21 protein-coding genes are annotated in these 23,971 nt (G+C 72.4%); 8 read left to right on the forward strand and 13 right to left on the reverse strand.

Annotation, left to right across the window (positions count from 1 at the left end):
* Positions 1-158: 158 nt before the first annotated feature.
* From ABT288_RS01430 to ABT288_RS01445, 4 genes are all read right to left on the reverse strand, one after another.
* On the reverse strand, positions 159-701 hold the full coding sequence (locus ABT288_RS01430) for an ATP-binding protein (protein ID WP_351601312.1): 543 nt from the start codon (positions 699-701) through the stop codon (positions 159-161).
* Between the two features lie 555 nt (positions 702-1,256).
* Positions 1,257-2,201 (reverse strand): acyl-CoA dehydrogenase family protein, encoded by a 945-nt coding sequence (locus ABT288_RS01435; RefSeq protein ID WP_351601315.1) that lies wholly within the window; start codon positions 2,199-2,201, stop codon positions 1,257-1,259.
* An 81-nt stretch (positions 2,202-2,282) separates the two neighbouring features.
* On the reverse strand, positions 2,283-3,416 hold the full coding sequence (locus ABT288_RS01440) for an acyl-CoA dehydrogenase family protein (protein ID WP_351601821.1): 1,134 nt from the start codon (positions 3,414-3,416) through the stop codon (positions 2,283-2,285).
* Positions 3,416-4,609 (reverse strand): amidohydrolase family protein, encoded by a 1,194-nt coding sequence (locus ABT288_RS01445; protein ID WP_351601318.1) that lies wholly within the window; start codon positions 4,607-4,609, stop codon positions 3,416-3,418. The genes ABT288_RS01440 and ABT288_RS01445 overlap by 1 nt, the downstream gene beginning before the upstream one ends.
* Positions 4,610-4,695: 86 nt before the next feature.
* Between ABT288_RS01445 and ABT288_RS01450 the strand changes: the two genes are divergently transcribed.
* On the forward strand, positions 4,696-6,201 hold the full coding sequence (locus ABT288_RS01450) for a class I adenylate-forming enzyme family protein (RefSeq protein ID WP_351601321.1): 1,506 nt from the start codon (positions 4,696-4,698) through the stop codon (positions 6,199-6,201).
* Between the two features lie 128 nt (positions 6,202-6,329).
* On the opposite strand, the gene ABT288_RS01455 is transcribed toward ABT288_RS01450, so the two are convergent.
* Together ABT288_RS01455 and ABT288_RS01460 are read right to left on the reverse strand one after the other, a co-directional pair.
* Complete coding sequence (locus ABT288_RS01455; RefSeq protein WP_351601324.1) at positions 6,330-6,842, reverse strand: EF-hand domain-containing protein; 513 nt, start codon at positions 6,840-6,842, stop codon at positions 6,330-6,332.
* A gap of 186 nt (positions 6,843-7,028) precedes the next feature.
* On the reverse strand, positions 7,029-7,403 hold the full coding sequence (locus tag ABT288_RS01460) for an STAS domain-containing protein (RefSeq protein ID WP_351601327.1): 375 nt from the start codon (positions 7,401-7,403) through the stop codon (positions 7,029-7,031).
* 342 nt (positions 7,404-7,745) lie between these two features.
* Between ABT288_RS01460 and ABT288_RS01465 the strand changes: the two genes are divergently transcribed.
* Together ABT288_RS01465 and ABT288_RS01470 are read left to right on the forward strand one after the other, a co-directional pair.
* Positions 7,746-8,318, forward strand: coding sequence for a sigma-70 family RNA polymerase sigma factor (locus ABT288_RS01465; RefSeq protein WP_351601330.1), 573 nt, complete (start codon positions 7,746-7,748; stop codon positions 8,316-8,318).
* Positions 8,315-9,712 carry a zf-HC2 domain-containing protein gene (locus tag ABT288_RS01470; RefSeq protein WP_351601332.1) on the forward strand — a complete coding sequence of 466 codons (1,398 nt, stop codon included), beginning with the start codon at positions 8,315-8,317 and terminating at the stop codon, positions 9,710-9,712. The genes ABT288_RS01465 and ABT288_RS01470 overlap by 4 nt, the downstream gene beginning before the upstream one ends.
* A 34-nt stretch (positions 9,713-9,746) precedes the next feature.
* Here the strand turns inward: ABT288_RS01470 and purU are convergent, their stop codons facing one another.
* Together purU and ABT288_RS01480 are read right to left on the reverse strand one after the other, a co-directional pair.
* The gene (gene purU, locus ABT288_RS01475) at positions 9,747-10,628 is read right to left on the reverse strand and encodes a formyltetrahydrofolate deformylase (RefSeq protein ID WP_351601334.1); all 882 of its coding nucleotides are present in this window, start codon (positions 10,626-10,628) and stop codon (positions 9,747-9,749) included.
* Positions 10,629-10,688: 60 nt separating this feature from the next.
* Positions 10,689-11,189 (reverse strand): SCO4402 family protein, encoded by a 501-nt coding sequence (locus ABT288_RS01480; RefSeq protein ID WP_351601336.1) that lies wholly within the window; start codon positions 11,187-11,189, stop codon positions 10,689-10,691.
* 117 nt (positions 11,190-11,306) lie between these two features.
* Here ABT288_RS01480 and ABT288_RS01485 point away from each other — a divergent pair, with 117 nt between their 5' ends.
* Positions 11,307-12,632 (forward strand): ABC transporter substrate-binding protein, encoded by a 1,326-nt coding sequence (locus ABT288_RS01485; RefSeq protein WP_351601339.1) that lies wholly within the window; start codon positions 11,307-11,309, stop codon positions 12,630-12,632.
* A gap of 18 nt (positions 12,633-12,650) precedes the next feature.
* Here ABT288_RS01485 and ABT288_RS01490 read toward each other — a convergent pair whose 3' ends face one another.
* Positions 12,651-14,267 carry a hypothetical protein gene (locus ABT288_RS01490; RefSeq protein WP_351601342.1) on the reverse strand — a complete coding sequence of 539 codons (1,617 nt, stop codon included), beginning with the start codon at positions 14,265-14,267 and terminating at the stop codon, positions 12,651-12,653.
* A 198-nt stretch (positions 14,268-14,465) separates the two neighbouring features.
* Positions 14,466-15,851 (reverse strand): NsdA family TPR-like regulatory protein, encoded by a 1,386-nt coding sequence (locus ABT288_RS01495; RefSeq protein WP_351601345.1) that lies wholly within the window; start codon positions 15,849-15,851, stop codon positions 14,466-14,468.
* 264 nt (positions 15,852-16,115) lie between these two features.
* On the opposite strand from ABT288_RS01495, the gene ABT288_RS01500 reads away from it, so the two are divergent.
* Genes ABT288_RS01500 through ABT288_RS01510 form a run of 3 tightly spaced genes read left to right on the forward strand, consistent with a single transcriptional unit; the run spans position 16,116 to position 19,194 of the window.
* Positions 16,116-16,781 carry a bifunctional DNA primase/polymerase gene (locus tag ABT288_RS01500; RefSeq protein WP_351601348.1) on the forward strand — a complete coding sequence of 222 codons (666 nt, stop codon included), beginning with the start codon at positions 16,116-16,118 and terminating at the stop codon, positions 16,779-16,781.
* 53 nt (positions 16,782-16,834) lie between these two features.
* A complete protein-coding gene (locus ABT288_RS01505; RefSeq protein WP_351601351.1) occupies positions 16,835-17,611 on the forward strand; it encodes an ABC transporter ATP-binding protein in 777 nt (258 codons plus the stop codon).
* A complete protein-coding gene (locus ABT288_RS01510; protein WP_351601354.1) occupies positions 17,608-19,194 on the forward strand; it encodes a transporter in 1,587 nt (528 codons plus the stop codon). The genes ABT288_RS01505 and ABT288_RS01510 overlap by 4 nt, the downstream gene beginning before the upstream one ends.
* 152 nt (positions 19,195-19,346) lie before the next feature.
* Here ABT288_RS01510 and ABT288_RS01515 read toward each other — a convergent pair whose 3' ends face one another.
* Positions 19,347-20,246, reverse strand: coding sequence for an alpha/beta fold hydrolase (locus tag ABT288_RS01515; RefSeq protein WP_351601357.1), 900 nt, complete (start codon positions 20,244-20,246; stop codon positions 19,347-19,349).
* 345 nt (positions 20,247-20,591) lie between these two features.
* Entirely contained in the window at positions 20,592-21,284 is a 693-nt protein-coding gene (locus ABT288_RS01520) for an iron-dependent transcriptional repressor DtxR (protein ID WP_351601360.1), read from the reverse strand.
* A gap of 281 nt (positions 21,285-21,565) precedes the next feature.
* Between ABT288_RS01520 and ABT288_RS01525 the strand changes: the two genes are divergently transcribed.
* Complete coding sequence (locus ABT288_RS01525) at positions 21,566-22,972, forward strand: PAS domain-containing protein (RefSeq protein WP_351601363.1); 1,407 nt, start codon at positions 21,566-21,568, stop codon at positions 22,970-22,972.
* 49 nt (positions 22,973-23,021) lie between these two features.
* Here ABT288_RS01525 and ABT288_RS01530 read toward each other — a convergent pair whose 3' ends face one another.
* Complete coding sequence (locus ABT288_RS01530) at positions 23,022-23,777, reverse strand: SIS domain-containing protein (protein WP_351601366.1); 756 nt, start codon at positions 23,775-23,777, stop codon at positions 23,022-23,024.
* Positions 23,778-23,971 lie beyond the last annotated feature (194 nt).

The raw sequence follows: 23,971 nt of genomic DNA on the forward strand, positions 1-23,971 counted from the left end.
GTCACCCCGGCCCTCGCCGTCCCCTCGCGGCGAATCGTCGCCCACAAGCGTGTTCAGGCGGTCACGGGTCGTCAACGCCGGTATGGGGATTTGTTACGTACGCCCTGTTCGCGGCACCCGCGCACGGATGCACCACCGGCGCACCGCCACGCCGGGTGCTACACCGCCTCGAAAGCGAGACCCTCGTACGCGGACAGTCCGCCCCCGTACGCCATCGCTGCGCTCTCCCTGGGCTGTGAACAGCGGTCCAGTTCGCACCAGATGCTCTTGCCGGCGCCTTCCGGGCTCCAGCCCCAGCGATCCGCCAGGCAGTCCACCAGGGCCAGGCCACGGCCGCCGGTGGCATCACCGGCGGCGCAACGCGGCACGGGGGCGCGGGAGCTGCTGTCGGCCACCTCGACGCGCACGGTGGCCGCCACGGATGCCGTCGGCATCTCGACCGCCACGCCGGCCGTATCCGCCACGCCGGCCGCCTCGGCCACGCCGAGCGCCTCGGCCGCCGCCGAGGCGGGCAGGGAGAGCCGGAGCACGGCCGCGTGGCCGGTGTGCACGACCGCATTGGTCACGAGCTCGGAGACGAGCAGGATCACGGTCTCGGCCAGCGGCTCGTCGGCCGCTATCCCCAGCCCGGGAAGCCGCGAGCGGGCCCATTTCCTCGCCCGTCCCACCTCCGTGGGGTCGGGCCGGATCTCCAGCTGCACTTGAAGCACCTGCACCGCTCACACCATCCGAACCGGCGGACACATGACCCCGCGCCACCCGGCCGCCACGGCCGCTGCGGCCGCGACGACGATGACGAGGGCCACGATCGTAGCCATTTTCTGCATGCCCAGAACAACGGCCCGAGCAAGGGTCACGGAACGTGATTCCCTTTGTCGACAGCATGGTTGACGTACAGTCACCCCAACAAGCGCTTCGGGCATATTCCAGCGCGAAGGAGTACGCGTGCGGCATACTGTGCGACACGCGTGCCGGGGAGTCGAACAGGCGTCGGCCGAAGCCTTTACCGCCCCGCGAGCAGCGATGCGCACCGCGCGACCCGGTACCGCCCCAGGGGCGCCGCCGGCCCGGCTCGTGCTCGCAGCCACTCGCATCCCACACAAGGTACCCGAGGGGACGTCCGACTCCGGGTCGTGACGAGCCTGTTGAAGGACACAACCAGGTATCGACGCTCCGTGACACCGGAGTGCCACAATCCGCGACATCCCGGGCCAAGGCTTTGTCGCCGGTGCAGCCCAGGAGCGCGGTCGCCCTCCTCAGGCGGCCAGCCGCGCGGCGAGCAGTTCCTCACTCTCCGTGCTCCCGCCGGCACGCCGGGCCCGCACCCAGGCCCGCTTCAGATGCAGATGCACGTCCGCCTCCCAGGTGAAGCCCATGCCGCCGTGCACCTGAAGGCAGTCGCGGGCCCCGCGTACGGCGGCCTCGTCGGCGAGCAGCCGGGCGGCGGCGATGTCGGCCGGGTCGCCGGTGACGGCGGCCGCGTAGACGGCGACGCGCGCGGTCTCGGTGCGTACCAGCAGGTCCGCGCACAGGTGCTTGACGGCTTGGAAGGCACCGATCGGCTGCCCGAACTGCTCGCGTGCACGGGCGTGTTGCACCGCCAGCTCCTGTACGCGTACGGCGGTACCGAGCTGCTCGGCGGCGGTGAGGAGGGTGGCTACGGGGCCGGGGGCGGGGGTGACTGTGCCGGTGACCGTGCCGTCCGGGGGGCGGGTCGCTCGCCGGCCCTGGCCGGGTACGGCATCGCTGTGGGTGGCTGCGGGGATCCGGTGCAGCGGGGTCAGCGGGTCGACGGAACGCAGCGGTACGGCCCCCGCCGCCTCCCCCCGCACCACGTCCGCCGCCTCCAGCCACTCCACCAGTTGCCCGTCCACCCCCGCCACGACCGTCTCCCCGGTGGCCGCGCCCGGTACGCTGCCGGCGGCGAGGTGGGTCGCCAGGAGCGGTCCGGGCAGCAGTGCCCGTCCGGCCTCCTCGAAGGCCAGCACCGCCTCCGGCAGCCCCAGCCCGACCCCGCCGTCCGCCTCCGGCAGCCGCAGGGCGAAGAACCCCGCCTCGCCGAGCGCCCGCCACAGCTCCCGGTCGAGCCGCCCCGGCGCATCGACGGCCGCCCGCAACGCCTCCCGCCCGAACCGCCGGTCCAGCAGCTCCCGTACGCCCGCCTTCAACGCACGCTGATCCTCGGTGAGTCGGAAACGCACGCTCATCTCCCTCCGACCGCGCCGACAGGGACACCCGACGGCACCCGACCACGCCCGACCACCACTCGAAAGCGCACCCGTTCACCTCCCCTTCGGCAGGCCCAGGAGCCGTTCGGCGACGATGTTGCGCTGGATCTGTGAGGTGCCGGCGGCGATGGTGTACGACAGGGAGGACAGGCGGTCCAGGACCCAGGGCCGGTTCATGTCGAGGCAGTCGGGGCCCAGGACCTCGGCGGCGGTGTCGTACAGCTCCTGGCGGGCGTGCGAGTAGCGGAGTTTGAAGACCGAGCCGCCCACGCCCGGCACCCCGCCGCTCGCCTCCGCCTCGCTCACGTTCCACTGGGTCAGCCGCCACAGCGCCCGGAACTCCGCCTCCAGACGGCCGAGCCGGCGCCGCAGGACCGGGTCGTCCCAGCGGCCGTTCTGCCGAGCCTCGACCGCCAGCTCGGCCAGGACGCGGCGGCAGGCCACCACCTCGCCCACGAACGCCGTGCCGCGCTCGAAGGACAGGGTCACCATGGTCACGCGCCAGCCGTCGTTCTCCGCGCCGACCCGGTTGGCCGCCGGCACCCGTACCTCGTCCAGGAACACCTCCGCGAACTCGGCCGACCCGGCGAGCGTGCGCAGGGGCCGTACGGTGATGCCGGCGGCGTCCATGGGCATCGCGAGCCACGTGATGCCCCGGTGCTTCGGCGCCTCCGGGTCGGTGCGGACCAGCAGTTCGCACCAGTCGGCGACCTCGGCGTGGGAGGTCCAGATCTTGGACCCGGTGACCACGTACTCGTCGCCGTCGCGCCACGCGCGCGTGCGCAGCGACGCCAGATCCGATCCCGCGTCCGGTTCGCTGAACCCCTGGCACCACGCCTCCTCGCCGCGCAGGATCGGCGGCAGCCAGCGCGCCCGCTGTGCGGGGGTGCCCTCGGCGGCGATGGTCGGGCCGGCGTGCAGCAGGCCGACGAAGTTCGCCCCCACATAGGGCGCCCCCGCCTTCTCGGTCTCCTCCAGGAAGATCAGCCGGAGTGTCGGCGAGGCGTCCCAGTGGACGTCGGCGTACCCGGCGTCGTAGAGCATCCGCTGCCAGCCGAGGTCGTACGCCCTGCGGGCGGGCCAGTCGTCCGGGGACGGCTTCGGCGGCAGCGTCGGCAGCACCTTGGCGAGCCACTCGCGCAGCCGGGCGCGGAAGTCCTCCTCCTCGGGCGTGTACGACAGGTCCATCACCTGTCGAAGTCCAGGCTCAGCATGCGGATGGCGTTGCCCCGCATCAGCTTGTAGACGGTCTCGTCGTCCAGGCCCTTCACATGGTCGAGGGCGACCTCCTTGGTGTGCGGGAAGGTCGAGTCGACGTGGGGGTAGTCGGTCTCGAAGGTGGCGTTGTCCCTGCCCACCACGTCCAGGGAGGCCACGCCGTGCTTGTCGCGGAAGAAGCAGCAGAAGATCTGCCGGTAGTAGTACGTCGACGGCGGCTCGGGGATCAGGTCCCGGACCCCGCCCCAGGCGCGGTGTTCCTCCCACACGTCGTCGGCGCGCTCCAGGGCGTACGGGATCCAGCCCATCTGCCCTTCGGAGTAGGCGAGTTGGAGCCGCGGGAACTTCACCAGGACCCCGCTGAAGAGGTAGTCCATCATCGAGGCCATCGCGTTGTTGAAGCTCAGCGAGGCCTGGACGGCGGGCGGGGCGTCGGGCGATGCGGCGGGCATCTGGGAGCTGCTGCCGATGTGCATGTTGACGACCGTCCCCGTCTCCTGGCAGACGGCGAAGAACGGGTCCCAGTAGCCGGAGTGGATGGAGGGCAGCCCGAGGTGGGTGGGGATCTCGGAGAAGGTCACCGCCCGCACCCCGCGCTCGGCGTTGCGCCGGATCTCGGCGACGGCCAGTTCGACGTCCCACAGCGGGATCAGGCACAGCGGGATCAGCCGGCCCCCGCTGTCCCCGCACCACTCCTCCACCATCCAGTCGTTGTAGGCGCGCACGCAGGCGAGGGCGACCTCCTTGTCGTGCGCCTCGGCGAAGGTCTGCCCGCAGAAGCGGGGGAAGGTCGGGAAGCAGAGGCTGGCCTCGACGTGGTTGAGGTCCATGTCCTTCAGCCGTTCGGCGGGGTCCCAGCACCCCGGCCGCATCTGCTCCCTGGTGATCCCCTCCAGGGTCATCTCGTCCCGGTCGAAGCCGACGGCGGCGATGTTGCGCTTGTACGGGAACTTCAGGTCCTCGTAGATCCACCAGTCGGTCGGCTGGCCGGCCGGGTCCATGGTGATCTGGTACTTGCCGCCGACGTAGGCCAGTTCCCCGATCCCGGCGGTCAGCGGCTTGGGCCCGCGTTCGCGGTACCTGGCCGGCAGCCAGGTCTCGAAGAGGTGGGCGGGCTCGATCACATGGTCGTCGACGCTGATGATGCGGGGCAGTTCGGTCATGGGTCCCCTCCGCCGGACGGTACTTATCTGATGGTCCGTCAGATAGCATGCTACCTGACGAGACGTCAGCCAAGGAGGGGGCTACCGTGAACGACACCCCGCACTCCCTGAGTTCCTCCCGCACGCTGTGGGACCTGGTCGCCCGCCGTGCCGGCCTCACACCCGACCGTCCCGTCCTCCTCCAGGGCGAGCGCCGGCTGACCTTCGGCGGACTGCGCGCGCGTGCCGAGCGGGTGGCGGCAGGCCTGTACGACATGGGCGTGCGGCCCGGCACGGTGGTCGCCTGGCAGCTGCCCACCCGTATCGAGACCGCCGTGCTGTCCTTCGCGCTGGCTCGCCTGGGCGCCGTACAGTCCCCGGTGATCCCGTTCTACCGGGACCGGGAGGTCGGCTTCGCCCTGCGCGAGTCGAAGGCGGAGTTCTTCGCGGTCCCGGGGGTGTGGCGGGGCCACGACCACACGGAGATGGCGCGGCGCCTCGGCGCGAAGGGGGTCTTCGAGGCGTACGACACCCTCCCCGACGGCGACCCGTCCGTGCTCCCCGCCCCGCCCCCCGAGGGCACCTCGGTCCGCTGGATCTACTGGACCTCCGGCACCACCTCCGACCCCAAGGGCGTGCTGCACACCGACCGCTCCCTGATCGCCGGCGGCTCCTGCCTCGCCCACGCCCTGCGCCTGACGCCGGACGACGTCGGTTCGATCGCCTTCCCGTACGCCCACATAGGCGGCCCCGACTACCTGGTGATGCTGCTGCTGTACGGCTTCCCGGCGGTGATGTCCGAGCACTTCGCACTGCCGGACGCGCTGGCGGAGTACCGGCGGCACCAGGTGACGGTGGCCGGCGGCTCCACGGCCTTCTACTCCCTCTTCCTCGCCGAGCAGCGCGGGCAGCCGGGCGAGAAGCTGATCCCGACCCTGCGCCTGCTCGCGGGCGGCGGCGCGCCCAGGCCCCCCGAGCTGTACCACGCCGTGGTTCGCGAGATGGGCGTCCAGCTCACCCACGGCTACGGCATGACCGAGGTCCCGATGATCACCATGGGCGACCCCGAGGACACCCCGCAGAACCTGGCCACGACCGAGGGCCGCCCGCCGGCCGGCATGGAGATCCGGATCGTCGACGGCGAGATAAGACTCCGCGGCGAGGCCGTCTGCCAGGGCTATCTGGACCCCGCCCAGACGGCCGCCGCCTTCGACCCCGACGGCTTCCTGCGCACCGGCGACCTGGGCCATGTGACGGACTCCGGCCACCTGGTCCTCACCGGCCGCCTGAAGGACGTGATCATCCGCAAGGGTGAGAACATCTCCGCCAGGGAGATCGAGGACCTCCTCGCCACGCACCCCTCCGTGGCGGACGCGGCGGTGATCGGCCTGCCGGACGCGGAACGGGGGGAACTGGTCTGCGCGGTCGTCGAACAGCCGCCGGGTGCCACCGAATTGACCTTGCCGGACGTGGTCTCGTACCTGCGCTCCTCGGGCCTGTCCGTGCACAAGCTGCCGGAGCGGCTGGAGGTGGTGACCGCCCTGCCGCGCAACGACACGCTGCGCAAGGTGCTCAAGTACAAGCTGCGGGAGCGGTTCGCCGGCCGGCCGTGACGCCACGAGCGGTCTCGGACGGCCGCCGGCCGGGCGGGCGCGGCCGGCCATGGTGACGGACGGATGCGAGGTCAGGGTCACGGGTCACGACCGTGACGGCAGCGGCCGGGCGCCGCCCGGTACGTGCGTTACTCCGCGACCGTGAAGTACTGGGCGAACGCCGGGACGACGTCCGGTTCGGTGACGGTGCCGTCGGAGTCGGTGTCGAGGGCGTGGGCGACGGTGTCGGCGAGGTCGGCCGGGACATGGAGGACGCGCAGGACGCGGGCGGCGTCGGCGACCGTGAGGCGGCCGTCGGCGGCCGTGTCGGCCACCGCCAGCGCCGCGTGCAGGAACGGACGGGCGATCTCGGCGAAGCGTTCGGGGTTGTCGCGCAGGCGCTTGACCGCGCCGGTGACGAACTCCTCGCGGGTGATGCGCTGGTCGCCGTCCCGGTCGGCGATCCCGGCCATACCCTGCCAGAACGCCTCCGCGCCGGCGTACAGCGCCTGCCCCCTGTCGGAGCGCGCGGGCACGGCGAACTCGGCGAGGAGCGCCTTGGCCGCCGCGCTGAAGTCCTCGCGGTCGATCCAGCCGTTGCCGTCCTGGTCGAAGATGGCGAACCGGGCTGCGATCCTGCGCTCGTACTCGGTGCTGACCATGTCTGTTCGGGCCGCCTTACGTGTGCGTCGTCCGGGTCGTCCCACGGGTGCGTGGGTGACCTGGCAGGGAGCGTATGACGCGGGTGGCCGCCGGATGGCGGAAATCCGGTGGTTGTGCCAAGACCGGGGGAATTCTGCGACAACAGTGTGGCCGTGTCGCGAAGGACGGGCGGCGCGGGCGGGGCGTCAGGCCGAGAGCGGGCCTGCCTCGTCCGTCGTCGCGGCCTCGATGTCGGGCCGGACGTCGAAGAGCCGGCGCACGCCGAGCGCGCCGAGGACCCGGTTGACGTGCGAGCCGTCGTCGGCGCCCCGGTCGGGCAGGATGAGCCGGAGCCGCCCCTGGCAGGAGCGGATCAGCCTGCGGGCGGCGACGAGGACGCCGACCCCGCTGGAGTCGCAGAAGAACACGTCGGAGAGGTCCACGACGAGGCTGTGGTGCCCCTCGGCGACGACGTCGTGCACACGTTGGCGCAGTACCGGCGAGGTCATCAGGTCCAGTTCCCCGGACACCCGGAGCACGGCCCACTCACCCTGTTCGGCGCCGGTCACTTTGAATGCCACGTCCCTGCCCCTCCGCTCGCCGGAACTCCCGGAACCGCCCGGAAACGGAAGCAGTTCCTACGCTTGCTTCCGCGCGGCTGCCCAGCGGCCGTTCCCCGAAACTTCGAGCCACAAACTAGACGTGATCGACAAGGGACTTGTTTCGGTCACTATCGATCCTGTTCGATCAGAGATGCATGCATCTTGTGTGAAGGTTATGTGGAGGGGGCACTATCACCTGCAGCCCTTCCGGGGGCGCGCATTGACACAAAGGGGCGTGCACGGTCAGACGTGCCGACTACATTCGGGAAGACGGTGCAGACAGGCTGGACGGGCCGGACACGGGTGAGGGGAGGGGACCGCATGGCCACGAAGGACGTACCACCCCGCTGGGACCGCAAGATGCAGCAGCGGCTCGCCCGCGGTGAGGCGGCCGCCCTGGGCGAGCTGTACGACCGCTTCGCCTCGCTCGTGCACGGCCTCGCCCACCGCGTCCTCGGTGACGAGAAGGCCGCCGACACCGTCACCCGCGAGGTCTTCTCCCACCTCTGGGAACACCCCGAGACCTACGACCCCAAGAAGGGCCCGCTGCGCACCTGGGTCGCCGGGGTCACCCACCGGCTCGCCGTGCAGCGGCTGCGCGACAGCGAGGCGGCCGCGCTGCCGCAGGGCAGCGGCGGCTCCCTGGCGGAACTGGAGCGCAAGGTGCGCCGCGCCTCGGTCGCCGCCCGCGCCGACTACATCGTCCACTCCATGCCCGCCCCGCTGCGCGCCGCCCTCGACCTGGCCTACTTCCAGCGCCGCGACTACCGCCAGACCGCCACCGACCTCGGCGTCACCGAGGACGAGGCCCGCCGCCGGCTCCGCCTCGGCCTGCAACTGCTCTCCACCGCCCATGACGCCGGGACCCCGCCGGGAGCCGGGGGTGCGGTGTGAGCGGAGCGGGAGGGCCCGGGGCACCCGACGAGCACGAGGGGCCCGGAGACGAGGAGCAGCGCGCGGGGCCGCCGTACGAGGACGGTGGCGGCCGGGGTGAGAACGGCCACACCGGCGAGGGCGCCGGGGGCTCGCGGCAGGCCCCACGCCGGGCCGGCGGGCCCGAGCCGGACCGGCCGGCGCGCATACCGACACCCCGCGCGTCCGTCGAGGACGGCGGGCGTCCGCTGCCCGGCCTCGCCGATCCGGGGGACCTCACGCCCGTGCCGCTCGACCTGCCCCACGACATCCTGAAATCGCTCCTCGGCGCCTGGGCGCTGGCCGCCTGCTCGGCGGCGGAGACCGCCGCCGTCGAGGACCACCTGGGCTCCTGCGGAGACTGCGCCGACGAGGCCCGCCGGCTGCGCGAGGCGGTCGGCCTGCTGCACCAGCCGGAGAGCCTCGACCTGGACCCGGGACTGCGCACCCGCGTCCTGGAGAGCTGCCTGGAACGCCGGCCGCCGCGCATCCCGGTTCCCGAGTGGGCGGCGCCCTACGACGCCGAGACCGCCCGCCTGGACGCCCTGCTGCAGGACTTCGGGGACGCGGAGTGGCATGCGCCGGTCCGGCTGCGCTGGTTCGAGGCCGACGCGGCGCAGAGCCGTCGTACGACCGTGGCCGGGGTGATCGCGCACCTGCTGTCCGTGGACGGGCTGATCGCGCTCGGGCTCGGCCTGGAGGACCCGCTGACCGAGGTCGCCGGCGCGGCCGGGCCGGACGCGGTGGGCCCGGAGGAGCGCACCGAGGCGTTCTGGCGGAACTCCCACTTCCCGCCGACCCGCTCGGTGCGGGGGCCCTGGCGGGAGCAGAGCCACGGCCTGGTGCGGACGGCGTCCTTCACCGGCGGGCACGCGGGCGGCCTGGCGGTGTCGTACGGCGACTTCGAGCTGCCGCTGCACGACGCGATGCTGGACCGGGCCTTCGAGTGCTGGGTGCACGCCGAGGACATCGCGGAGGCGGTGGACTACCCCTACCAGCCGCCCGCGCCGCGCCACCTGAACCGGATGATCGACCTCGCGACCCGGATGCTTCCCGGCGCACTGGCCCGGCGCCGGCAGACCGGGCTGGCGTCCCCGGCCCGCGGCCGCCACCTCGGCCTCGCCGGCGAGCCCGGCCGCAGCCTGCGGCTGGAGATCGAGGGCGCGGCGGGCGGCGAGTGGCTGATCCCGCTGGACTCACCGGCGGCGGTGGCGTCCGCGGACCTCGAGGTGGCCCATGTGGCGCTGGACGGCGTGGAGTTCTGCCGGCTGGCCGCCGGCCGGGTGTCGCCGGAGGAGGCCGCGGTGGGGCAGGTCGGCGACCGGGAGGCGATCAGAGACGTCCTGTTCGCCACGGCGGGGTTGAGCCGGTTGTAAGGGCTGGGTTGCACGACGCAAGCCCCCTGAGCTCCTAAGCGAACACCACCGTACGGCGCCCGTTGAGCAGAATCCTCCGCTCCGCATGCCACTTCACCGCCCGCGCCAGCGCCTGGCACTCCACATCGCGGCCGATGGCCACCAGCTGATCCGGCGTCACGCCGTGACCGACCCGCTCGACCTCCTGCTCGATGATCGGGCCCTCGTCCAGGTCGGCGGTCACATAGTGCGCCGTCGCCCCGATCAGCTTCACACCCCGCGCGTGCGCCTGGTGATACGGCTTCGCGCCCTTGAAGCTCGGCAGGAAGGAGTGGTGGATGTTGATGATCCGGCCGCTGAGCTCCTTGCACAGGTCGTCCGAGATGACCTGCATGTAGCGGGCGAGGACGACCAGTTCGACGTCCTCCTCGCGCACGATCTCCAGCAGCTTCGCCTCGGCCTGCGACTTCGTGTCCTTCGTGACCGGAATGTGGTGGAAGGGAATGTTGTAGGAGCCCACCAGCTCCTCGAACTCGGTGTGGTTCGAGACCACGCCGACGATCTCCACGGGCAGCGCCCCGATCCGGGCCCGGAACAGCAGGTCGTTCAGGCAGTGCCCGAACTTGCTGACCATGAGCAGGATCCGCATCCTCTCGTCGGCCCGGTTGATCTGCCAGTCCATGTGGAAGGAGTCACCGACCGCCGCGAAGCTCGCCCGCAGCTTCTCCACCGTCACCGGCGGATCGGCCGAGAAGTGGACGCGCATGAAGAACAGGCCCGTGTCGTGGTCGCCGAACTGCTGGCTGTCCTCGATGTTGCAGCCGGTCATGAAGAGGTAGCTCGACACGGCGTGCACGATCCCCTGTTTGTCCGGGCAGGAGAGGGTGAGGACGTACTGGTCGGCCGGGGCGGCGGCGGGCGCGGACTGCTCATTCATGCACTACAGGTTCTCACGTCGGCCGCCCGCCGTGGGTGTTTGTCCCGCAGGGCGGGACGTCTACGCGGTCCGCGTCATGATCCGCAGCACTTCCAGGCTCTTCGGCGGCGCGTCCGGGTCCTCCCCGTCACTCGCCGCCATCCGGACGTGCGCGTCCCGCGCCGCCCGCACCGCCTCCGGCCACCCCTGGTGGTCGAGATACGCGGCGACCGGCGCGTCCGGGCCGACCTGGTGCATGATCCGCAGCACCCGCAGCACGGCGGTGTCCACGAGCGCCGCCTCCTGCGAGTCCCGGAATATCGTCCCGACGTACTTCTCCGCGGACCAGTTGTCCAGCCAGGTGTCCTCCACCAGCCGGTAGACGGCGTCCGTGAAGTCGCCGTACCCGTCCACGCCGGCCAGCCAGACGTCCCGCTGGAACACCGGATCGGAGAGCATGTGCAGCGCCGAGCGCACATTGCTGCGCCAGCGCCACCATGGCATGTCGCTTAGGGGCATGCCGCCCATGGTGGAGGAGCGACGGCCACGACGGGAAGAGTTCTCCGTACCTTGCACGGTCATCGATCGTACGTTCCCCGTCACACCGGCCTCACCGGCCCCTCTAATTCACCTCAATGTCACCCTTTGTTGACTCAAGGTCACTCGCCGGTTCGTCATGTGAGGGAATCGTGCGTGCACATGACCGGCAGGCGACGCACTTTTCGTACCTTCCTCCATTCGACCTACCGCCCCGGCAGAGCCACCGCGCTGACGGCGGGCGCCGTGGCTCTCTGTACGTCGCTCACCGCCGGATGCGGGGCCATCCCCGGTGCCACGGGGGGCTCCGGGGATGGTCCGGTCAAGGTCATGACCTGGGCGCCGCAGGACACCAACGCCACCAACAAGCCCGGCATGCCCGCGATGGCCCTCGCCTACGCCAAGTGGATCAACGCGCACGGCGGTATCAACGGCCGCAAGCTCCAGGTCCTGACCTGCAACGACCACAACGACAGCGTGGGCGCCGCCAAGTGCGCCCGGTACGCGGCCGACGAGAACGTGGTCGCGGTCGTCGGCTCCTACAGCCAGTTCACCGACTCCTACTCCGCCCCGCTGGAGGGCGCCGGCATCCCCTACATCGGCGGCTACGGCGTCACCAACGACGAGTTCACCGGCCAGATGTCCTACCCGGTCAACGGCGGCCAGCCCGCCCTGCTCGCCGGTCTCGGCAAGGCCCTCGCGGCCGCCTGCGGCAACATCGCCCTGGTCCGCCCCGACAGCATCGCCGGCGACGAGCTGCCGGTGCTGCTCAACTCCGGACTGCAGGCGGGCGGGCACGCCAAGGCGGGCGACCAGCTCGCCGAGGAGGCCGCCACCGAGTACGGCGACCAGGCCGACCAGGCGCTGCGGTACGCCTCCAAGGACCCCGCCCGCAAGGGCTGCGTGGTCCCCGCGCTCGGGGACCGCACCGACACCTTCATGGACTCCTTCCGGCGCGAGCGCGAGAGCTTCCCCTCGGTACGGCTCGCGACCGTGCTGGGCAGCGTCGACCAGACCGTGATCAACGCCACCGGCGGGGCGTCCGGCCCGTACGAGGGGGCGTACATCACCGGCTGGTATCCGCCGGCGTCGGACGCGCGGTGGGACCCGATGAAGAAGGTGATCAACGAGGAGGCCTTCGGCGACACCCGCATCGACCCCGCGGACGCCGGAGTGCAGACGACCTGGATCGCCTACACCGTGCTGAAGGCCGCGCTGGACAAGATCGGCGACGGCGAGGTGAGCGCCGACTCCGTGCGCCGTACCCTCGACGACGGCCTGCAGGTCTCCACCGGCGGTCTCACCCCGCCCCTGCGGTGGTCCTACTCCAGCAAGCTCGCCTCGGTCGGCTTCCCGCGGATGGTCAACGCCGACGTCAGCCTGCAGGTGGTCCAGGGCGGCAGTCTGGTCGCCGCCCGCAAGGGCGTCGGCGGGTTCGACGGCACCACCGACATGACGCAGACGCTGCAGAGCGCCAACGTGCAGTGACGCCCGCCGGCACGCCCCTCACAGCTGGGTGGGCTGGCGCTGGGTCAGGCCGTACTTCTGCGCGATCGCGTTCCACAGCGCGGCCGCCTTCACCTTCTGCACGCTGGCGGTGCCGCTCGCCCGGTTGCCGGCCTGGGTCTCGCCCGTGACGCGGGCGTGGCCCTTGCGGCAGACCTTGTGGTCCTTGGCCTGGCCGGCCCAGGCCGCGTAGTGGTTGTCGGCCTCGGCGGACGCCTGCCAGGCCCGGGTCAGCGCCGCGGTGAGCGCGCCGTTGTCCGGCAGCTTGTCCACGGACAGCTTGCCGAGCCGGGTGACCAGCTGGTTGCGCTGCCCGGCCGCATTGCGCAGGTCGGTGGCGGCCCCGTCGAGGTTGTCGCAGTTCTTGACACTGGCCACGGCCTGGATCACCGAGGCGCGGCTGCTGCCGCTGTCGGCGAGCAGCTTGTCCAGCTCGACCGCCTGCTGCCGCGCCGGGTCGCCGCCCGGCGAGCCGGACCCCTGGCCGGGAACCGGGGAGGTGGCCGCGACCGTCTTGCCGTCGGCGCCCTGGTCGTTGCCGCCGCTGAGCAGCGCGCCGGCGCCCACACCGATGACGACGATGCCGACACCGATCGCGGCGATCATCGGCACGCGCGACCGGCCGCGCGGCTGGTCGTCGTCGTGCGCGGGGGCGTACGACGGCTGCTGCGCGCCGTAGGAGGGCTGCTTGGCGCCGTACGACGCCGGGCCGGGGCGGGCATCCTGCTGCTGGATGCGTGGCATCTGCTGGGTGGACCCGGCCGGGCCGTCACCGCCCGCCGGGCCGCCGCGGAAGAGGCTGTCGAACTCGGCCGGCGGCTGCCGCTCCGCGCCGCCCTGCGCCTGCGCGGCGTACGGCGGTATGTACTGGGTGGCCTCCGCGTCGGGCGACGCCGGGGCGGGCGCCTGCTGCGGGGCGCGGCCGAGGTAGCGCGTCTGTTCGCCGCTCGACTCGGGCGGCAGCGCGCCGGGCGCCACCGGCGGGATGTACTGGGTCGCGCCCTCGTCCGCGGGTGCGGCCGGCACCGGCGGCAGGTACTGCGTGGCGCCCTCGGCGGGTGCCGCCGCCCGCACCGGCGGTATGTACTGCGTCGCGCCCTCGTCGGCCGCCGGCAGCGGGGCACCGGCGGACGGGTAGGCGTCCGGCACGGCCGGCGGAAGCGGCGCGGGACCGGCCGGCTGCTGGTGGGGCTGCGGCAGAGACTGCTGCTGCGGCTGGTGGTACGGCTCGGGTGCCGCGCCGTACCCGGCCTGCTGACCGGCGCCGTAGCCACCGCCCTGCGTGCCGTGGTGGTCGTACGACGGCGTCTGGCCGTACGACGGCGCCGGGGCGCCCTCCGGGGGCAGCGGGCCGGGGTTCGCGCCGGACGGCTGCTGGGCCGGGGCGTCCGGGGCGTGCCACTGCTGGGCCGGCGCCTGGGGCCAGCCCTGTCCCGGCTGGGGCGCCTGCTGCCCGGGCCCCCAGGAGCCGCCCCAGGCCTGCCCGCCTGCCGGGGCGGCGGGGGCGGGCGCGCCGGTCATGCCCGGCAGCAAGGGCTCGCCTCCGTCGGAGGGCAGCACGATGCCTTCGCGCGCGGGCCGCGCCGAGGGCTCCTCGCCCTGTCCACTCTGCGTCACCGGGACTCCTACTAATGGGGGACCTTGTGAATCGGGCTCACGCTACCGGGTCCCCCGAGCCGGGTGCCATGCAGCTCAGGTCGGGATCTTCTTACCTGTGACGGCGGTAACACCACTGCCCCGCGGCGCGCCGGCCCCGGCACCTGCAGGCATCCAGGTGCCGTTCGCCGTGCGTTCACGCGACCGCGGGGCCGAAGTTCACGCGGCCTGCTGGAGATCGAGACGCGCCCCGAACTCCCGTACCACCGCCTCCTCCCGGAAGGGTTCCAGGCGCTGCTGGAGATCCTCCAGATACTCGGCGCCCCGGTTGGAGCGGAGCGTCTCCAGCAGCTCCACCGCCTTCAGGCCGGTGCTGCAGGCCTGTTCGACCTCCCGCTGCTGCACCTGGGCCGTGGCGAGCAGCACATAGCCGATGGCGCGCCGCCGGGCCCGGGTCTCGGGGTGCCCGGCCAGCGACTGCTCGGCGTACCGGGCCGCCTGCTCGCTCTGGCCGAGATCGCGGGCGCAGTGCGCCAACTCGTCCGCCAGATACGCCTCGTCGAAGTGCCGGATCCACACCGGGTCGTCACCGGAGGAGTCGTCCGCCTGCTCCATCGCGGTCACCGCCCGCCCGGTGGACGCCTGAGCCGCGCGTACGTCGCCGAGCAGGGCGTGCCCGCGCGCCTCGGCCGCGTGGAACATCGCCTCCGCGCGCGGGGTCACCTGCCCGCGCGCCCCCTCCTGCGCCGCCCGCGCCAACTGGGCGATCTCCCGCGGGTTTCCGAGCTGGGCGGCGAGGTGGCTCATGGACGCGGCCAGGACGTAACCGCCGTACCCGCGGTCCCCGGCGGCCTGCGCGAGCCGCAGCGACTGGATGTAGTACCGCTGGGCCAGCCCCGGTTGCCCGGTGTCGACGGCCATGTACCCCGCCAGTTCGGTCAACCGGGCGACCGCCGCGAAGAGTTCCCGGCCGACCGTCTCCCGGTAGGAGCCGGCGAGCAGCCCGGAGACGACGCTGTTGAGGTAGTGCACGACGACCGGACGCACATGCCCGCTGCCGAACTGGTGGTCCAGGTCGGTCAGCGCCTGCGTCATGGACCGTACGGCCGCCACGTCGGCCTGGCCCACGCGCGGGCCGGCCTGCCGGGCCACCTGGGCGTCCGGCGCCGAGATCAGCCAGTCGCGGCTGGGCTCGACCAGCGCGGAGGCGGCGACGGAGGAGCCGGACAGGAAGTCCCGCCGGCCCACGTCGCTGCGCCACAGCTCGCAGACCTGCTCGATGGCCCCCAGTACCGTCGGCGAGAACTGGAGACCGACCCCCGAGGCGAGGTTCTTGCCGTTGGCCATGCCGATCTCGTCGATCGTGACCGCACGGCCGAGCTTGCGCCCGAGCGCCTCCGCGATGATCGCCGGGGCGCGGCCCCGGGGTTGCTGTCCGCGCAGCCAGCGGGCCACGGACGTCTTGTCGTAGCGCAGGTCGAGGCCGTGCTCGGCGCCGCACATGTTGACCCGCCGGGCCAGCCCGGCGTTCGAACACCCCGCTTCCTGGATGAGTGCCTGCAGCCGTTCGTTCGGCTGCCTCGCCACGAGAGGCCTTGCGGCCATGTGCTACCCCCTGCGTTGCGGTCCCCTGGGCGTAACCAGTTCCGGGAAGATCACTGCCCAGCTGACATACCGTCAATGCGCGACATGTGCCGTTTGCCGGGGTAACGACGGATGCCAACCCCACCTCTGGCTACCCAGCTCACGCCCCGGTTCCTCCCGCGCGCCCCCACCCGTGCATCCATGCGCCCCGATTGACGAATCGATGCTCCTCCCCCGCGCGCGCCCTGGCCGTAACTCCAGGTGGGCGCGAGAGTTGAGTGGAGCGTGGAAGAGACGATCGTGGGCGCCCAGAACACTCAGATTGCCGGTCAGATTCCGCAGCAACGCGGGGAATCGCTGCTGGAGACCGCCGTACGCTACGCCGAGGAACGGCACTGGGACGTGTTCCCGGGCACCTGGCTGGAAGCCGTCGACGGGGTGCAGCGCTGCTCCTGCGCCGACGCCTCCTGCCCTGCGCCGGGTGCGCACCCCGCGCGCCCCGACTGGGCGGCCCAGGCGACCGGCAGCGCGACCGTCGCGCGCCGGATGTGGCAGAAGCAGCCGACGGCTTCGATTCTGCTGCCGACGGGTCGGACGTTCGACGCGTTGTCCGTCCCGGAGAGTGCGGGGTTCCTGGCTCTCGCCCGTATGGAGCGGATGGAGCTGACGCTGGGGCCGGTGACCTTGTCCCCCGACCGGCGCATGCAGTTCTTCGTGCTGCCAGGGGGCGCCACGAAGGTGCCGGACCTTGTGCGCAAGCTCGGGTGGACGTTGTCGTCTCTTGACCTGCTGGCGCTGGGCGAGGGGGCGTACGTGGCCGCTCCGCCCACCCGGTTCGGGTCTCGTGGTGCGGTGCAGTGGGCCTGCCGGCCGACTCCTGCCAACCGGTGGCTGCCGGACGCGGAGGAGTTGATCTCGCCGCTCGCCTACGCGTGCGGGCGGGACCGGTAGCCGTTCACAGCCCCGCGCCCTTCGGCGCCCCGCGCCGGCCGTAACCTTCATGCATGACCGAGGTTGCAGTGCGGGTGCGGGGGCTCTGGAAGCGGTTCGGGCAGCAGGTTGCCGTCGGGGGGATCGATCTCGATCTGCCCGCCGGGAAGTTCATCGGGCTGGTCGGGCCCAACGGCGCCGGCAAGACCACGACTCTCTCCATGGTGACCGGACTCCTGCGGCCCGACGACGGGGCCGTGGAGGTCGTCGGCCACGACGTCTGGCGCGACCCGGTCGCCGTCAAGGCGCGCATCGGGGTGCTGCCCGAGGGACTGAGGCTGTTCGAGCGGCTGTCGGGGCGGGAGCTGCTCGGGTACGCGGGGCGGCTGCGCGGACTGCCGGGGGCCGAGGTCGACAAGCGGGCCACGCAGCTGCTGGACGTCCTCGACCTGGCCGGCGCCCAGCACAAGCTCGTCGTCGACTACTCGACCGGCATGCGCAAGAAGATCGGGCTCGCCGCCGCACTGCTGCACAACCCCGAGGTGCTCTTCCTGGACGAACCCTTCGAGGGCGTCGACCCCGTGTCCGCGCAGACCATCCGCGGCGTCCTGGAGCGGTACACCGCCTCCGGCGCCACCGTCGTCTTCTCCTCCCACGTCATGGAGCTGGTCGAGTCGCTGTGCGACTGGGTCGCGGTGATGGCGGCCGGACGCATCCGCGCGACCGGCCCGCTGGCAGAGGTACGCGGCACCCATCCCACCCTCCAGGGGGCGTTCCTGGAGCTGGTCGGGGCGAACCGCCGGGACGCCGGGTCCGATCTGGACTGGCTGGGCGGCGGAGCGGCCCGATGACGCACCTCACCTCCACCGTCGTACGGCTGAAACTCTCACTTCTGCGGGGCGGACTGCGGCAGTCCGGGGGCCGTCGGGCCGCGTTCGTCTTCTCGGCGGTCATCGCGGTCCTGTTCGCCCTGCTGCAACTGCTGGGGCTGCTCGCACTGCACGGACACGCGCACGCCGAGGCCGTCGCCGTCCCGGGTACGGCCGTGCTGGCACTGGGCTGGGCGGTGCTGCCGCTGTTCTTCCCGACCGGCGACGAGACCCTGGACCCGACCCGGCTGGTGATGCTCCCGCTGCGCCCCCGTCCGCTGGTCCGGGCGCTGCTCGCGGCCTCCCTGGTCGGCATCGGCCCGCTGTTCACCCTGCTGGTCCTGGCGGGCTGCACGCTGTCGCTGGCCGACGGCGCAGCCGGGTACGTCGTCTCCGTCCTCGCCGTGGCCCTCGCCCTGCTCGTCTGCGTGGCCCTGGCACGTGCCGTCGCCACGGCCAACGTGCGGCTGCTGACCAGCAGGAAGGGCCGCGACCTGGCCGTGCTGAGCGGGCTGGTGATCGCCATCGGGGCGCAGCTGGTCAACTTCGGGGCGCGGCAGCTGGGTTCGGCCGGGCTCGGCCAGCTGCAGCCGGTCGCGGACGTGCTCTCCTGGGTGCCGCCGGCATCGGCGGTGGCGGCGGTGCACGCGGCGAGCCAGGGCTCGTACGGCGTCGCGGCCGCCCAACTCGCCGTCACCGCAGTCGGGTTGGCGGCGCTGATCGCCGTGTGGGCGCGGACCCTGACCCGGCTGATGACCGCGCCCGACGCCTCCACACTGCAGCCGGTCGACGCCGGGAGCCGCGGCCGCTCGGCCGCCGGACTCGGCCGCCTGCTGCCGCGGGGCCGCACGGGCACGGTCATGGAACGCAGCCTGCGCTACATCTGGCGCGACCCGAAGACCAAGGCCGCCTGGGTGACCTCGCTGGCGATCGGGCTGATCGTGCCGGTGCTCAACGCGGTGCAGGGCACCGGATCGATCTACTTCGCGTGCTTCGCCGCCGGGATGCTCGGCATCCAGATGTACAACCAGTTCGGGCAGGACACCTCCGCGTTCTGGATGGTGGCCATGACCGTCTCCTCCCCCCGGGACGCGTACGAGGAACTGCGCGGCCGCGCCCTGGCCCTGCTGCTGATCACCCTCCCCTACGCCGCGCTCGTGACGGTGGTGACGACGGCCCTGCTCGGCGCCTGGCCCCGGCTGCCGGAGGTGCTCGGGCTGTCCTTCGCCCTGCTCGGGGCGATGCTCGCGACCGGCGCCTGGACCTCGGCCCGCTTCCCCTACTCCATCCCCCAGGAGGGCCACAAGAACGTCGTCCCCGGCCAGGCGGGCCTCGCCTGGATCTCGATCTTCGGCGGCATGGTCTCGGCGGCCCTGCTCTGCTCCCCCGTCCTCGCCCTCACCATCTGGCTCCATGTGAGCGCGGGCGGGGAGGACTGGCAGTGGGTGCTGCTGCCGGCGGGGGCGGCGTACGGCGCGGGGCTCACCCTGGGGGGCCTGCGCCTGGCAGCTCCGAGAACTGCGGCACGGCTCCCGGAGATCCTGGCGGCTGTGAGCAAGGGTTAGAGGATTGCAGTCCCCTGGGAGGCGCCGGGACCTGCAGCTCCCCAGGGGCGCGGGGCTGTGTCTGATATGCGGCTCCGCCGCGTGGGCGCGATCAGCCACGAAGGACCCGCACTCGCCGACGAAAGCCCAACCCAGCAGACGAAACCGCGCCCTCAAACCCCGAGCACCCGATCAAGAAACGGCGAGACAGCCCCACGCCAGGCCGCCGGCAGGTCGTAGTGCGCAAGATGCCCGGCATCGGAGACCTCCGCGTACTCCCCGGCCGGCAGCACCCGCACCATCTCCTGCGCCTCCGCCCGCCCCAGCTCCCCGTCCACCCCACGCACCACCAGCGTCGGGCACCGGACCTGGGCCAGCTCCTCCCAGTGCGCGTCGTACACCCAGGTCTCCCGGGACCTGAGCATCTGCTCCGGCTCGAACACCGGCCGCCAGCCGTCGGGGCGCTCGTGCATCACCTCGGCGTAGAACTCCCCGCGTGCCGGATTCGGCCGCTCCACCCAGGGATCGTCCTCACCGAACCACTTGCGCACGTCGGCCAGCGTGGCGAAGGGGACCGGCCAGGCCCTGAACCACGCCGCCCACTCCCGCTGCGAGGCCGCCCCCAGGGCGGAGGCCCGCATGTCGCAGATGATCAGGCCCCGGACCAGTTCGGGGCGCTTCGCGGCGAGCTGCCAGGCGGTCAGCGCGCCCATGGCGTGTCCGACGAGGAGCGCGGGGGCGAGGCCGAGCTGTTCCAGGGCGGCCTCGGCGTCCTCGACATAGGCCTCGCGGGTGTAGGCGGCCTGCGGGGGCTTCTCGCTCTGGCCGTGTCCGCGCTGGTCGAGGGCCACGGCACGGTGGCGCGCGGCGAGCCAGCGGGCGGTGGAGGCCCAGTGGGAGGCACGGCCCATCAGGCCGTGAAGTAACAGCACGCCCGGGGCGCCGGGCGCGGTGTCCGCCCGGCCGTTCACCCGATCGCCCGCCGGGTCGAGTCCCGTCTTGGGAGGGTCGGCGAACTCCCAGGCGGCCAGGCGCACCCCACCCGCTCCCGTCACGTCGATACGCCGTGCCATGGGCCTGGCACCCCCCAGCTCCGCCTGCCTCGTACCGGTGTACTGCCGTACTCGCTCGTACTCGCTGCTGTCGCTGACGTGCTTGTCGTCGTGCTCGTCGTGCTTGTCCTGCCGCCGCAGACTATCGAATGCCCATTCGAAAAATCCGTCTCTGCGGACAACACCCCTCATTCGAGTGACCCCCCTCAAGGAATGATCGCCGCCATCGAGGGGATCTCTTCTGGCGGGAGGCGGACCGCTCGGGGAAAAACGGTCCGAGGGGGATGACCCTGGGAGCTCGGGGCTCCGGGTCATCACAGGGGAGGACAGGCCCCGGCGCCACAAGGCGCCGGGGCCCTCTCATGCTCAGCGCTTGGCGACGAACACATGCGAGGCGACGTCCGCCTCCAGCTCGGCCGCCTCGCCACCGCTGCCCACCAGCACACCGCCGGCCGACTCCGTCACGCTCACCACGGAACCGGGCTGCACACCCGCGCGCCGCAGCGTGTACATCAGCTGCGCGTCCGTCTGGATCGGCTCGCCGATACGGCGGACGACGACCGTCTTGCCGTCCGTGCCCGCGTCCAGATCCGCCAGCGAGACCATGCTCTCGTCCAGGAACGGGTCGGCGCCGTCCTTCTCGCCCAGCTCCTCCAGGCCCGGGATCGGGTTGCCGTACGGCGACTCGGTGGGGTGGCGCAGCAGTTCCAGCACGCGGCGCTCCACCGCCTCGCTCATCACGTGCTCCCAGCGGCAGGCCTCCGCGTGCACCTGCTCCCACTCCAGGCCGATCACGTCGACGAGCAGACACTCGGCCAGCCGGTGCTTGCGCATCACGCGCGTGGCGAGCCTGCGGCCCTCGTCGGTCAGCTCCAGGTGACGGTCGCTGGCGACGGAGACGAGCCCGTCGCGCTCCATGCGCGCCACCGTCTGGCTCACCGTCGGCCCGCTCTGGTCGAGCCGCTCCGCGATACGGGCGCGCATGGGCACGACGCCTTCCTCTTCCAGCTCGAGGATGGTGCGGAGATACATCTCCGTGGTGTCGATCAGTCCGGACATACGTGCCCCTCGATTACCTCTGCCGGCACCCCGGCGCGTGCGCTGGCCCTGTCACCAATTCTGCCGGATCCCACTGACAAGCGGGGGCCGCGCGGGAAACGGGGGCAGCCGAGAGGCTGCGGCCGTCGACCGGTGCGGGTCCGCGGGTGGCGGATGTGTCCAATCTTGTGGGACCAATCTTGCGGGAACAGGATGTGTGCTGGGTCACGTTCCAGTTGAATGAAGGCCACTGAGCGAACCGTGCGCCGCAAGCGCGCCGACGCAGTCTCCAGGGGGTCCAGGTGAGTGCTTCCCGGCGGAGTGGGACCACCGACGAACTGGGGCCGGACGAGCCCGGTGAGTCAGGCGGATCCGATCTGCTCGCCGCGCTGCTCGACGGCATGGACGCGGCCCTGTGCGCGTTCGACGCCGACGGCGTCGTCACGCACTGGAACCGGGAGGCCGAGCGGATCCTCGGCTGGACGGCCGCCGAGGCGGTCGGACGGCAGGGGTTCGCCGGATGGGCGGTACGCAGCGCCGACGCCGAGGAGGTGCAGGCCCGGCTGATGTCGGCGATGCACGCCCCCGGACGGCAGGTGCACGAGTTCGCGCTGGTCACGAAGGACGGCGGGCGAGTCCTCGTGCGGACCCAGTCCGCCGCCGTGCGCGGGCCCGACGGAAAGCCCGCCGGGGTGTACTGCGCGTTCAGCGAGGTCCACGCGCAGATCGATCTGGAGCGGTCGATCGCGCTGAGCGAGGCGCTGTTCGAGGACGCCGCCTGGGGAGTCGTCCTCATCGACGCCGACCTGCGGCCCGCCGTCGTCAACGCACACGCGGCCCGTGCGCTCGGCATCGGACGTACCTCCGCGCTCGGCCGGCCGCTCGGCGAGCTGCTCGCGCAGGGCGTGGAGGAGCTGGAGGCCGCGCTCACCCATGTGCTGGCCGAGGGCGCGCCGCCCGCGCCCGCCGAGATGTGGGTGACCGTGCGCACCCAGGGGAGCGAGAAGCGGCGCTGCTGGCGCAGCGGTTTCGTACGGCTGGCCTCGCCGCTCGCGGAGGAACCGGTACCGCTCGGCGTCGGCTGGCTGTTCCAGGACGTCACCGAGGCCAAGCAGGGCGAGCAGGAGGCGGCCCTGCTGCGCTTTCGCACCAACCAGCTGCACCGGGCCGCGCGTGCCGCCGCCGAGTGCGAGGACCCGGCCGAGGCGGCCATCGTCCACCTGGACTTCGCCCTCGCCGGCTTCGCCGACCACGCGTTGATCGACCGCGCGGTGCCTTCCCCGCGCTCGGGCGGTTCGCAGGGTTCGGAGGACGGGGAGGCGGCCGTACGGCTGGTACGGCTCGCCGCGACGCCCGCCGGAGCGCCGGGACCGAGCCTGCTGACCGGCGCGGCCGGGCTGCCCGTGCGCTACGAGCCGGGCCATCCGGCGCTGCAGTGCGTGGAGCGGTCCGGGGTCGTGCGCGCGGACGCCGGGCCGGTCCCGGCGCAGCGGGCGCAGGAGTGGGCACTGGCCCGGCAGTGGCCCGGCGACGCGGTGCACGCCCTGTGCGCGGTGCTGCGCAGCCGGGGGCGGACGCTGGGCGTGGTGACCTTCCTGCGCGGCTCCGGCCGCAGCCGCTTCGAGCGGTCCGACACGGCCTACGCGGAGGACGTGGCGGTCCGCATCGCGGCGGCGCTGGACCTGGCGGGCGCGGTGGCGCAGAAGTAGGCGTTCCGGGAGGCCTACGGGTGGCTCCCGGTGATTCCCGGGTGGTCTCTCAGCGCCGGTAGAAGATCCGGTCACCGTACTCCCGCATCACCCGGCCGTTCCACTCGTGGCCGCCGTCGACGTTGCCGGAGCGCAGGAGCGGGGGTTCGATGCCCCGGTCGGCGAGGGCGGCGGCGGCGGTCGCCATGACGGCCTGCATCAGGGCAGTGGTGACGACCGTGGAGGCGGGGGCGAAGGGCGCCGGAATGGTGTCCAGGGTGAGCTCCGCGTCACCGACGCCGATCTTCGAGTCCAGGACGATGTCGCAGTGGTCCTTCAGGAAGGTGCCGGAGGCGTGCCGGGAGGTGGTCTGCGCGGCGTACGCGACCGAGGTGACGCCGATGACCTTCACGCCGAGGGCGCGGGCGTTCTGGGCCATCTCCACGGGCAGGGCGTTGCGGCCGGAGAGGGAGATGATCACCAGGGCGTCGCCGGAGCGGACCGGTGAGGTGTCCAGGACGGCACTCGCGAGGCCGTCGACGCGTTCGAGGGCGGAGCCGAGGGTGGCCGGGGTGACGTCGACGCCGACGACGCCGGGGACGGCGAGCAGGTTCATCAGGGCGAGTCCGCCGGCGCGGTAGACGACGTCCTGGGCGGCCAGCGAGGAGTGCCCGGCGCCGAAGGCGAACAGCCGGCCGCCGGCGGCGACGGTGTCGGCGAGCAGGGTGCCGGCCGCGGCGATCGACTCGGCCTCCTCCTCACGGACCCGTCGCAACAGGCCGATCGCGGCGTCGAAGAACAGGTCGGCAGGCGTGCCGTCGCTCATGCGGTGCCCCTTCGCAGCGTCTGTGTCGCGGATCACCGTGCGGTCTGGACCAGTGCGGTGTCAATACGGCCGTTCACGGCTGCTCCGGCGGGGCGACGGCACGGATTTCCGACGCGGCCGGAAGCCCCTCCGTCAGGATCTCCGAAAAACAGTTGAGCTCTCCCCGGCCGCTTCCTAGGCTGTGACTCAAGCAG

Origin of the sequence: Streptomyces sp. NPDC001093 (assembly GCF_040298985.1) — a bacterium.
Classification (GTDB): Bacteria; Actinomycetota; Actinomycetes; order Streptomycetales; family Streptomycetaceae; genus Streptomyces.

Bases quoted from the DNA above. Each gene is read 5' to 3' on its own strand.
- ABT288_RS01440 (WP_351601821.1), bottom strand. From the start codon at position 3,416: ATGGACCTGTCGTACACGCCCGAGGAGGAGGACTTCCGCGCCCGGCTG.
- ABT288_RS01515 (WP_351601357.1), bottom strand. From the start codon at position 20,246: ATGGCACGGCGTATCGACGTGACGGGAGCGGGTGGGGTGCGCCTGGCC.
- ABT288_RS01485 (WP_351601339.1), top strand. From the start codon at position 11,307: ATGACCGGCAGGCGACGCACTTTTCGTACCTTCCTCCATTCGACCTAC.
- ABT288_RS01530 (WP_351601366.1), bottom strand. From the start codon at position 23,777: ATGAGCGACGGCACGCCTGCCGACCTGTTCTTCGACGCCGCGATCGGC.
- ABT288_RS01505 (WP_351601351.1), top strand. From the start codon at position 16,835: ATGACCGAGGTTGCAGTGCGGGTGCGGGGGCTCTGGAAGCGGTTCGGG.
- ABT288_RS01455 (WP_351601324.1), bottom strand. From the start codon at position 6,842: ATGGTCAGCACCGAGTACGAGCGCAGGATCGCAGCCCGGTTCGCCATC.
- purU (WP_351601334.1), bottom strand. From the start codon at position 10,628: ATGAATGAGCAGTCCGCGCCCGCCGCCGCCCCGGCCGACCAGTACGTC.
- ABT288_RS01495 (WP_351601345.1), bottom strand. From the start codon at position 15,851: ATGGCCGCAAGGCCTCTCGTGGCGAGGCAGCCGAACGAACGGCTGCAG.
- ABT288_RS01520 (WP_351601360.1), bottom strand. From the start codon at position 21,284: ATGTCCGGACTGATCGACACCACGGAGATGTATCTCCGCACCATCCTC.
- ABT288_RS01510 (WP_351601354.1), top strand. From the start codon at position 17,608: ATGACGCACCTCACCTCCACCGTCGTACGGCTGAAACTCTCACTTCTG.
- ABT288_RS01480 (WP_351601336.1), bottom strand. From the start codon at position 11,189: ATGACCGTGCAAGGTACGGAGAACTCTTCCCGTCGTGGCCGTCGCTCC.
- ABT288_RS01465 (WP_351601330.1), top strand. From the start codon at position 7,746: ATGGCCACGAAGGACGTACCACCCCGCTGGGACCGCAAGATGCAGCAG.
- ABT288_RS01445 (WP_351601318.1), bottom strand. From the start codon at position 4,609: ATGACCGAACTGCCCCGCATCATCAGCGTCGACGACCATGTGATCGAG.